Below are 10,606 nucleotides of genomic sequence, written 5' to 3' on the forward strand. Positions count from 1 at the left end.
CTCATTTCTTCTATAACGAACTTGTTAGGTGTTAAGCTTAAATAGAGGTGAACGAGATGCATGAGATCCAGCGAGAATGGGCACAGTGGAAATATTTTGTGATGGCCCGGTCGCAAAAGGAATATCTGGCGCTGCGGCAGCTTTTCTCTGGCAATCAATGGTCAGAAGCAAAAACGGAGCAGTTTTACCAGCATTTAGCTGCGGTGAAAAGCATGCCGCTTGATTTAAAAGCACAAAGAAATGCCTATGAACATGTCTGGGGCTATTTCATAAAAAATGGCGACACCAGAAGAAAGACAACGTTTTTTTGCCTTGCTGAATCAGATGACAGAAACTGAAGACGAAGCACTTCCTTATTTGAAAAAGCTAGCTGAAAAGTATCAAACAGCCTATCTTTTGGAATCTCACTTTTTTGATTGAAGCAGATCGTTTCCGAATTTTTGAACGAACTTTTATAATGGTTCGATATGGAGGGATACATAAATGGATACACGCGCAGTTGTAATAGAAGAATATGGTCACGCTGACCAATTAAAAGAAAGTACAGTATCATTACCAGAGCTTGGCGAACATCAAGTTTTAGTCAAAGTAAAAGCGTCATCAGTCAATCCGATTGATTGGAAATTACGTGAAGGGTATCTAGCTCAAATGATGCCTTGGGAATTTCCGATTATTTTAGGCTGGGATGTTGCCGGTGAAATCGTGGAAGTTGGTTCAGAGGTGAAGGATTGGCAGGTAGGTCAAAAAGTTTTCGCTCGTCCAGAAACGACTCGTTTTGGCACCTATGCCGATTATACGATCGTAGATGATCATCTGTTAGCGAACAAACCTGACTCCGTGTCATTTGAGGAGGCAGCCGCAGTTCCACTAGCAGGCTTGACCGCCTATCAAGCACTATTTACCCATGGCAAACTAAAAGCAGGTGAAAAGGTCTTGATTCATGCCGGTGCTGGCGGTGTTGGTATTTACGCCATTCAATTAGCGAAAAATGCCGGAGCAACCGTCATTACAACAGCAAGTGCAAAAAATCATCCGTTGTTAAAAGAGTTAGGTGCCGATCAAGTGATTGATTATCATACGACTAATTTTTCCGAAGTTTTAGCAGATGTTGATTTGGTTTTTGATACAATGGGCGGGGATGTCCAAAAAGACAGCTTTAAAGTATTGAATGAAAATGGCCGTCTGATCTCGATCGTCAGCCAGCCGGATGAAGAATTGGCTAAAAGCATTGCGGTAGCAGAAAGCATCTGGCTTCAACCAGATGGCAAACAGCTACAAGAAATCGCCGATTTAATGACTGATGGAAAAGTCAAAAGTGTGATCGGACATACCTATCCAATCACAGCAGAAGGTGTCAAAGAAGCACACGAATTGAGTGCGACCCATCACGCCAAAGGAAAAATTGTTTTAACGAATAATTAGTTTAGAAGCTGTACCTGTAAATACGGGTACGGCTTTCTCTATTTTGGAAAGGGAAAATAGCTCTAATCGAACCTCGATTTGACAGCGAAATTATTTATCGGTATCGTTAAGATAAAATGAAAACGTTTTATAACGAGGAGGAGTAGTATGAGCGAAATTACAAACAGTGTTGACTTTTTAAAGCAGCAAAAATGGGTTGATTTGAGTCACAGTATTTATGGCGGAATCCCTTATTTTCAATCGTTTCAGCCGATGCAGGAAAAAACCTTGGTTACAGTAGCGAAGGATGGTTTTTTTGCGAAGGAATATCAATTGGTAACGCAATACGGCACCCACATTGATGCCCCCGTGCATTTCGTTGAAGATCGTATCTCTGTGGATCAATTAGCCATCAAAGATTTCTTATTGCCATTGATTGTTATCAACAAGGAAAAAGAAGTCGAAAAAAATCATGATTATTCTTTGACCGTAGAGGATATCAAAGCGTTTGAGGCGGAATATGGTGAAATTCCAGCTGAAAGTTTCGTAGCATTTGCCAGTGGCTGGTCCAAACGCTGGGAGGATACGGAAGCCTTCTACAATGTCGATCAAGATGGACAAGCCCACACGCCTGGCTGGTCTTTGGAGGCTTTGAAGTTTTTACACGAAGAGCGAAATGTAACGGCAGTTGGTCATGAAACACTAGACACAGACTCGTCAGTGGACTGTACGAAAAATGGCGGCTTGATTGGTGAGCTGTATTGGTTAGGGCAAGATAAGTTCCAAGTCGAGGTGTTGAATCGTCTGACTGAACTGCCACCAGTTGGCGGAGCCATCTCGATTGGCGTACCAAAGGTTAAAGATGCTCCAGGATTTAATGTTCGTGCGATCGCGGTCATTCCAGCAGAATAATGAAAAGCAAGGTCTCGTTTAAAAAACGAAGCCTTGCTTTTTAAGAAATTCTACCGTGTTTGTACGACGTGGGTATTTAAAATGCTGTCGGACTTTTTCTGACCAGTTGGTTTCTTGTGTATTGGAACTACGGGCTTGATAGTAAGCAGCTGTTTTTTCGTCATAGCTGCGAATGATTTTTGGCGTAAAGGTTCGATAAGTATTGGTTCCCAGCACAGAGTCGATCGGCAGTCGCGGTTTGACATCATTTTTTTCAGCAGGGTAACCGACGAACATCCCGAAAACTGGATAAGTCAATTCAGGCAGATCAAGGATTTCCTTAAGTTGGAATAAGTTATTTCGAATACCGCCGACATAACAGATTCCGAGGCCAACAGACTCGGCATAGACTGCCATTGACTGAGCAGCCAAGGTCGCATCAACGGTTGCTACGACTAATGATTCCGTTGTTCGCAGGTGCTCCATAGAATCGCCGTTTAGAGTCAAGACCTGAGCATGTTTATTTAAATCAGCAATAAAAATATAAAGCGAACCATTTTCACCATTGTCAACTGGGAAATTAGCGATTTGTTCAATCATTTTTCTTTTTTTAGCATCGGCAATTTCAATGATCGAGAAGGCCTGTAAGAAATTAGAGCTGCTGGCACTTTGGGCAGATAGAATCAATTGTTCCTTCAATTCATTAGATAGTTTTTGCTGGGTAAATGAGCGGACCGAGGTGTGTTGCAGCATCGTTTCAAAAAGTTCCATCAAAAAGCCTCCTTTAGTACAATTCAATGATTAGTTTTCACAAAGTTTAATCACTGTCTTTATCATAGGAAAAATATGTTAGGAAGTAAAGCAAGATGAGAGAAACGGCAGTCGACAAAGATTTTCTTACACTTATCATTTAGCGAATTGCATAAAAAAGGAAAACTTTCGTGTATTTATGATAAGGAGTCGGAGGCATTGTGCTGGCTAACTCACAGTGAAGGGTGTTTTTTTCATAGAACTCGCAGCTAGCTCACAAGTAAGGAGCGATTTTTCCTAACGTAAAAAATCGAAATACTTTCGTACGCATATCATCCAACTAGACTTCTTATCTTATGAACTTAGTTTGCTTAATACTTGATCCAACTCAATATTAAGCAAACTGTGAAAAGTTGGACTGACAGCTAGCTCATAGCTGAGGCTGCTTTTTTCAAAGGACGAAAAAAGCTAAATTTTCTTACGCATATCATCCAACTAAACTTCTTATCTTATGAATTTAGTTTGCTTAATACTTGATCCAACTCAATATTTAACAAACTGTGAAAAGTTGGACTGACAGCTAGCTCATAGCTGAGGAAGCTTTTTTCAAAGGACGAAAAAAGCCTAATTTTCGTACGCATACGATTCCACTAATCGTACTAAAAGTACGAAGTGGAACTCGCAAATTCCGAACGTTTTGTTAAAAAAATTCGATTTTATTAATAAAATTCTCATGGTTTTGTCATCACTGTGCTATAATGAGAAACAATTATCTGAAGGGAGTTATGCAAATGCGTGGCGTAGTAACGGTTATCGGAAAAGATAAGGTTGGTATCGTAGCAGGTACTAGTCAAAAATTAGCGGAATTACAAATTAATATTTTAGATGTTTCTCAAACAATCATGGGGGACTTTTTTACAATGATGATGTTAGTAGATTTAACCAATGCTACAGAAGATTTTGAAGGGGCACGTGAGCAACTTCATGAATTAGGAAAAACGCTAGGTGTAAAAATCAGCATTCAAAATCAAGAAATTTTTGACACGATGCATAAATTATAGGGAGGGCTCTTTGTGGAAATCAATCAAATAATGGAAACGATCCGAATGATCGAAGAAGAAAATTTGGATATTCGGACGATTACCATGGGGATATCATTGCTAGATTGTATTGATAGCGATAGCGATCGCGCCTGTGAAAAAATTTATCAAAAAATCACAACGAAAGCCAAAGATTTGGTGAAGGTTGGTGAGTCGATCGAAGCTGAATATGGAATCCCAATTATTAACAAACGTATTTCGGTTACACCGATCGGGATTATCGCGGCTGCGACTCCAGACACAGATTATGTGAAATTTGCGAAAACATTAGATAAGGCGGCGAAAGACGTCGGTGTTAACTTCTTGGGTGGCTTCTCTGCTTTAGTTGAAAAAGGCTATCAGCATGGTGACAGAATCTTGATTGATTCGATCCCTCAAGCGTTAGCAGAAACAGATTTTGTATGTGCTTCGGTCAATATCGGCTCAACCAGAGCTGGAATCAACATGGATGCTGTCGCACACACAGGACGAATTGTGAAGGAAACAGCAGAAGCTTCCGACATGGGTTGTGCAAAACTGGTAATCTTTGCTAATGCAGTTGAAGATAATCCTTTCATGGCGGGCGCCTTTCATGGTGTTGGTGAAGCAGATTGCGTCATCAATGTCGGCGTCAGCGGTCCAGGGGTTGTAAAACGGGCATTAGAAAAAGTCAAAGGAGAATCCTTTGACGTCGTTGCTGAAACGGTGAAGCAAACGGCCTTCAAGATTACGCGCATGGGACAAATGGTCGGTAAGATCGCTTCTGAACGTTTGGACGTGCCATTTGGGATTGTCGATCTGTCATTAGCACCAACGCCGGCAGTAGGGGATTCAGTAGCCCATGTGTTGGAAGAAATGGGACTAGAGACAGTCGGGACTCATGGAACGACAGCGGCACTTGCATTATTAAATGACGCAGTGAAAAAAGGCGGGGTAATGGCTTGTAATCACGTTGGTGGATTATCAGGCGCGTTTATTCCTGTCTCAGAAGATGCTGGGATGATCGATGCGGTCAATAATGGGTCATTATCAATTGAAAAACTTGAAGCTATGACGGCGATTTGTTCAGTTGGACTAGATATGATCGCGATTCCTGGAGATACACCAGCTAGCAGCATCGCGGCTATGATTGCTGATGAGGCGGCGATTGGTGTGATCAATCATAAAACCACTGCCGTTCGGATCATACCGGCTAAAGACAAAAAGATTGGTGATATGGTTGAATTCGGCGGGTTACTTGGCAGAGCTCCAGTAATGAAAGTAAATGCAGCTGGCTCTGATGATTTCATCGCTCGTGGTGGACGGATTCCGGCACCGATTCATTCATTTAAAAATTAAGAGTGCACTAAATTTGATTTCAACAAGGACGATACGATGTTTCTTTTGTATCGTTCTTTTTTGTCGTTTTGGCGGAATTTTTTGTGACAGTTCTGAAAACGTTTTGTGTTAGAATGAAATGGATGAAAAAACAGGAGTAGATCAATGAAAAATAAAACTTATCTAAAGGCGAGTTTGCGAGAGATACTATACTCAAAAGGGCGCTTCATTTCAATCGTTCTAATTATTTTATTAGGCACGTTATTGTATGTCGGAATAAAAGCAACAGGTCCAATATTAAATCATTCTGCTAGTCAATATGTCGATCAGCAGGAGTTAGCAAATTTGCAGATTATTTCCACTGGTGGATTGACAGAAGACGATGAAAGACTAGCGAAAGAAATTCCTAATGCTGAAGTCGAAAGCGGGCATCAACTGTTTTATGCCGACAGTAATAAGAACCAAGTGGTAAAGCTTTATTCTTATGATAAGCAAAACCAGCTAAATCAACTGATCGTAAAATCAGGGCATCTGCCCAAAAAAGACAACGAGATTGTTTTGGATGAAAAGGCCAAAGAGGAAGGTTATCGGCTAAATCAGACTTATACCATCAATCAATCCGATCAATTACAACGTAAAAAGTTTAAAATCGTCGGATTTGTTCAATCACCGATGTATATCAGCACGGAAGAACGCGGACTTTCTAATGTTGGAAACGGCAGTGTTGATTTCTTCGCGTACTTGCCGGAAAACAATTTCTCGAGTGACGTAAAGTCAGTGATCTATGTTCGCTTTACCAATGTCGCTGGGAAAGAAACTTACGGCAAAGCCTATGAAAAAAAGATGGATCAAAACATCGAGAAGGTTGAAAAAATCTTTGCGGCTCGTCCTGAAGAACGGGCGGCAGAAATCAAAGCTAACGCAGAAGAAGAGCTGCTTCCTAAAAAAGAAGAAGTGGCTGATAATCTAGCCAAAATCGATGCGGGACAAGAGGAATTGGATCAGGCGAAAGTGCAGCTGGAACAGCAAGCAGCGATGGTACCTGATGGTAATTCGCAATTAGCCCAAGCGCAAGCTGAACTCGACCAGCAGCAAAAGGAACTAACCAACAATCGAGAACAGTTAGAGTCTGCGCAGCAAAAAATCAGCGATAGCGAAAAAGAAATCAATGACTTGAAAACACCCAGCTATTCCTATGACCAGCGCGCCGATAATCCAGGCTTTCAAGAATATGGCGATCTCTCTGATCGGATCGCAGCAATCGCAAACGTCTTTCCCGTCTTCTTCTTTTTCATTGCAGCGTTGATCACATTTACAACAATGACTCGGATGGTCGAAGAAAATCGAAGAGAGATTGGGACATTGAAAGCGTTAGGTTATTCACGGTTTGAAATATCGATCAAGTATATTATTTATGCCTTGTCAGCAGCGACACTCGGAATCGTTTTAGGAAGCGTGATCGGGACGAACACTTTACCACGTTTAGTATTTGAGCTTTCCAGTGATCGTTATAATTTCCCTGGTGTAGAAGCTTTCTATTTATCTCGTCCGATCATTCAAGCCACCATCGCCTTTTTGTTTGCTAGTTTGGGAGCCGCATTACTCGTCTTACTACGAGAACTGCATGAGAAGCCTTCGGAATTATTACAGCCAAAAGCACCAAAACCAGGCAAACGGATTTTCTTGGAACGACTGACACCGATTTGGTCCCGGATGAGCTTCAATTCAAAAGTTAGCTACCGAAATCTGTTCCGTTATAAATCACGCATGATCATGGCGGTAATCGGAATCGCTGGCTGTTCGGCTTTGATGGTTGCGGGAGTGGGTCTAAAGGATTCACTGGGTTCTGTGGGCGATAAGCAGTTTGGACCGATTATTGATTATGATGCGATCGTCACATTAAAGGATGATCCTGAGAAATCAGCGGTTGAAAAGATTCTTACAGATGATAAAAAGATTACCAGTGATTTGGCTGCCATGAACCAAACAATCGAGCTGAAGAAAAAAGGACAAGCCAATCAAAAGCTGACCATGATGGTCCCTGAAGACCGTAAAGAATTTAAGCACTATCTGCATTTGAAAAATCAAAATAAGCAATTTAGCTTGTCAAATGATGGTGCAGTAATCACGCAAAAGTTAGCTGAACTTTTTGATTTGGAAAAGGGGGGCACCTTAACAATTTACGACGAAGACCAGCAAACCTTTGAAGTCAAAATTGCTAATATTGCAGACAACTATTTAGGCAACTTCCTATATTTATCAAAAGATTATTACCAAGCAGCACGTGGAAAAAATTTCGAAGTGAATAGCTATTTATTGAAAAGTAAGAAGCTGACGAAATCTGAAGAGAAGGATTTATCAAAAAAACTTTTGAGTTCAGATCAGGTAACGAATACCTCCTTCATTTCTACACAGATCGAAACACAAGAACACTCGATGGATAATCTCGATGGAATCGTGTGGATCTTCGTGGTCTTGTCTGGTTTGTTAGCATTTATCGTGCTGTATAATTTGACGAATATTAACGTTTCGGAACGATTAAGGGAATTATCCACGATCAAAGTACTAGGCTTTTATGATCGTGAAGTAACTTCTTATATTTTCCGTGAGAACTTTGTCTTCACCATAATGGGGATTTTATTTGGTTATGGTCTGGGGATCATTTTGACTAAATTTATTTTGGATCAGGCGTCAATGGAGACGATCACCTTTCCACTAGTCGTTCGATCAGGGGCGTATCTGGTTTCTGGTGGATTAACGATTTTGTTCTCAGTGATCGTGATGGTCGCGACACATTTCCGTTTGCGGCATATCAACATGATCGATGCTTTAAAATCAAATGAATAGTCCTAGAGAGAAAAGCGTTGACAAATATTTTATGCAAGACTATGCTTTAAGCAATAACGAAATGCGTTGAAAAGGATAAGATTTGTTTTTGGTCCTCGTCACTAGAGAAAGAAGTCGCGGCTGGAAGCTTCTGATCGAGATAAACAAATTACTCCCTTTGAGCGGTCGCAAACGACCCGGTTGATAGCCGTTATCTATCTTACAAGCCAAGAAGTTCATTCTTTTTGGGAACTTGGGTGGTAACACGTTTATTCACGTCCCTATTTTTTATAGGGACGTTTTTTTATTGAAAACCCTTCAATCCTTTTGTTAGAATTAGTTAGAAAAGGTACGCAGGAAAGAATGTTTTGAAAAAGCGGATCGGAGTTGAGTTGGATGTCAAAAAAAATCGAAATTGTTTTACCGGATGGAAGCAAACAAATGGTGGAGGAAAATACCACCTTGTTCGAGATAAAAAGTCAATTGATGGTAGAAGCTGTCATCGGCAGTATTGATGGCGAGCTTGTTGATTTATCAACTCCAGTGAAGGGAAATGCCGAAATCGCTTTTTATGATTGTTCTTCTCCTGAAGGGACAACAGCGATCTGTCAGTTAGTCAGCTTGTTGCTGGAAGAAGCAATTAAGACCACCTATCCGGAGGCCCTTTTTGCCAAATCTCAGCGTGAGGATCAAACGATCTGGGTCGATTTGCGAGTGAAGCAGCCATTAAGTGCGTTGATTTTAAAGGATCTAGAACATCACATCAAAAAGAAAATTAAGGAAGATGCACGTATCCAAAGTGCTGCACTTACGGTATCCGAAGCGAAAGAAATTTTCAAAGACAATGAGCTGAAGCTATTTGCTCTAAGTGAACTAGCTGCAGACCAAATCGTTTTTGTGTATTCTTTTGGAGATGTGACAGAGTTTTTCCTTGAACCGATGGCATTGGAATTAACGACAGCGCGCTACTTCTCACTACTAAAAGTTTCCGGAGCCTATTGGCAGGGGAATCCGGAAAACGAGATGCTGCAGCGTGTGATGGGCGTTGTATTCGCTGAAAAGGCGCAGCTGTTAGCTCATTTAGACTATTTAGAGGAATCTGAAAAGCGCAGTCACCAGAAATTGGGCAAAGAACTTGATCTATTTATGTTCTCCGAAGAAGCTCCAGGAATGCCCTTTTACTTGGAAAATGGCTTGATTATTCGCAATGAACTGCAGAAATTCTTGCGTGAGCTGCAAGCTAAGTATGACTATAAAGAGGTTAAAACACCCTTGATTTTGAATCAGCGTTTGTGGGAGCAATCGGGTCACTGGGATCATTACAAGAACAATATGTACTTCACCAAAGTTGCTGATGAGGATTATGCCTTGAAGCCAATGAACTGTCCTGGGCATTGTTTGATCTACAAAGACCGTAAACGCTCTTATCGGGATTTGCCGATGCGCATGGCGGAGTTCGGTCAAGTCCATCGTCACGAGTTTAGCGGAGCGTTGAATGGCTTATTGAGAGTTCGAACCTTCTGTCAAGACGATGCCCATATTTTTGTACGGCGGAATCAAATTGAGCAGGAAATCGCTTTGGCATTAAAAATCATTGATGAGGTCTATAAGATTTTCGGCTTTGAGTATGGCGTCGAGTTATCGACCCGTCCAGATGATTTTATGGGGGAGGTCGAGCTGTGGGATGAGGCGGAGGCTTCATTAGGAAAAGTATTGACTGATCTGGGCTATAAATACAATATCAATGAAGGCGATGGTGCTTTTTACGGACCGAAGATCGATATTCATATCAAGGATGCTTTGAATCGCAGTCACCAATGTGCGACGGTTCAATTAGACTTTCAAATGCCGGAGAAATTTGATCTAACTTATATAGATGAAACGAACAATGAAGCGCAACCAGTGATGATTCACCGTGCAGTCTTTGGTTCGTTGGATCGTTTCTTAGGTATCTTGATCGAGCACTATGCCGGGGCATTTCCATTTTGGCTGGCACCGAAGCAAGTCGCGTTGATTAATGTGGCTCGGTCGCATGAAGAGGATGTAGAAGCATTGTTTCAGGAGTTCCATGCCGCAGGAATTCGTGTGGAAAAAGATTTGCGCAATGAAAAATTGGGCAAGAAGATTCGCGAAGCTGAGTTGCGGAAAATTCCTTATATTTTAGTGATCGGCGACAAAGAGCGGAAGGAAGGAACCTTTGCAGTTCGCAAGCACGGCAGTGATACGATAAAACAAATGTCTAAAGCCGAATTCATGAGCCTGCTAAAACAGCAGGTGCAGGAGAAAAATCATTACTATTACTAAAAATAGCATCGAAAAAACGCTGAAGTTCGCTTCAGCGT

9 protein-coding genes are annotated in these 10,606 nt (G+C 41.4%); 8 read left to right on the plus strand and 1 reads right to left on the minus strand.

Going from position 1 to position 10,606, the window contains the following annotated elements; genetic code table 11:
- Positions 1 to 56: 56 nt before the first annotated feature.
- From AC4J95_RS14900 to AC4J95_RS14915, 4 genes are all read left to right on the plus strand, one after another.
- Positions 57 to 338, plus strand: a complete 282-nt coding sequence (locus AC4J95_RS14900; RefSeq protein WP_494550548.1) for a DUF1722 domain-containing protein — start codon at positions 57 to 59, stop codon at positions 336 to 338.
- Positions 325 to 420 (plus strand): hypothetical protein, encoded by a 96-nt coding sequence (locus AC4J95_RS14905; RefSeq protein WP_494550549.1) that lies wholly within the window; start codon positions 325 to 327, stop codon positions 418 to 420. Before AC4J95_RS14900 ends, AC4J95_RS14905 begins: the two co-directional genes overlap by 14 nt.
- A 63-nt stretch (positions 421 to 483) precedes the next feature.
- Entirely contained in the window at positions 484 to 1,422 is a 939-nt protein-coding gene (locus tag AC4J95_RS14910) for an NADP-dependent oxidoreductase (RefSeq protein ID WP_494550550.1), read from the plus strand.
- Between the two features lie 147 nt (positions 1,423 to 1,569).
- Positions 1,570 to 2,313, plus strand: coding sequence for a cyclase family protein (locus tag AC4J95_RS14915; protein WP_494550551.1), 744 nt, complete (start codon positions 1,570 to 1,572; stop codon positions 2,311 to 2,313).
- 18 nt (positions 2,314 to 2,331) lie between these two features.
- Here AC4J95_RS14915 and AC4J95_RS14920 read toward each other — a convergent pair whose 3' ends face one another.
- Positions 2,332 to 3,063, minus strand: coding sequence for an NADPH-dependent oxidoreductase (locus AC4J95_RS14920; protein WP_494550552.1), 732 nt, complete (start codon positions 3,061 to 3,063; stop codon positions 2,332 to 2,334).
- A 770-nt stretch (positions 3,064 to 3,833) separates the two neighbouring features.
- Between AC4J95_RS14920 and AC4J95_RS14925 the strand changes: the two genes are divergently transcribed.
- From AC4J95_RS14925 to thrS, 4 genes are all read left to right on the plus strand, one after another.
- Complete coding sequence (locus AC4J95_RS14925; RefSeq protein ID WP_494550553.1) at positions 3,834 to 4,103, plus strand: ACT domain-containing protein; 270 nt, start codon at positions 3,834 to 3,836, stop codon at positions 4,101 to 4,103.
- Between the two features lie 12 nt (positions 4,104 to 4,115).
- Positions 4,116 to 5,459, plus strand: a complete 1,344-nt coding sequence (locus AC4J95_RS14930; RefSeq protein WP_494550554.1) for a PFL family protein — start codon at positions 4,116 to 4,118, stop codon at positions 5,457 to 5,459.
- Positions 5,460 to 5,603: 144 nt separating this feature from the next.
- Positions 5,604 to 8,285, plus strand: a complete 2,682-nt coding sequence (locus AC4J95_RS14935; RefSeq protein WP_494550555.1) for an FtsX-like permease family protein — start codon at positions 5,604 to 5,606, stop codon at positions 8,283 to 8,285.
- A 375-nt stretch (positions 8,286 to 8,660) separates the two neighbouring features.
- Positions 8,661 to 10,568, plus strand: a complete 1,908-nt coding sequence (gene thrS, locus AC4J95_RS14940; RefSeq protein WP_494550556.1) for a threonine--tRNA ligase — start codon at positions 8,661 to 8,663, stop codon at positions 10,566 to 10,568.
- Positions 10,569 to 10,606 lie beyond the last annotated feature (38 nt).

This window comes from Enterococcus sp. GPZ-007, from assembly GCF_059374735.1.

Excerpts from the sequence above, each read along its gene's own strand:
- AC4J95_RS14905 (WP_494550549.1), top strand. The coding sequence starts at position 325 with ATGACAGAAACTGAAGACGAAGCACTTCCTTATTTGAAAAAGCTAGCT.
- AC4J95_RS14920 (WP_494550552.1), bottom strand. The coding sequence starts at position 3,063 with ATGGAACTTTTTGAAACGATGCTGCAACACACCTCGGTCCGCTCATTT.
- AC4J95_RS14935 (WP_494550555.1), top strand. The coding sequence starts at position 5,604 with ATGAAAAATAAAACTTATCTAAAGGCGAGTTTGCGAGAGATACTATAC.
- AC4J95_RS14900 (WP_494550548.1), top strand. The coding sequence starts at position 57 with ATGCATGAGATCCAGCGAGAATGGGCACAGTGGAAATATTTTGTGATG.
- thrS (WP_494550556.1), top strand. The coding sequence starts at position 8,661 with ATGTCAAAAAAAATCGAAATTGTTTTACCGGATGGAAGCAAACAAATG.
- AC4J95_RS14910 (WP_494550550.1), top strand. The coding sequence starts at position 484 with ATGGATACACGCGCAGTTGTAATAGAAGAATATGGTCACGCTGACCAA.
- AC4J95_RS14915 (WP_494550551.1), top strand. The coding sequence starts at position 1,570 with ATGAGCGAAATTACAAACAGTGTTGACTTTTTAAAGCAGCAAAAATGG.
- AC4J95_RS14925 (WP_494550553.1), top strand. The coding sequence starts at position 3,834 with ATGCGTGGCGTAGTAACGGTTATCGGAAAAGATAAGGTTGGTATCGTA.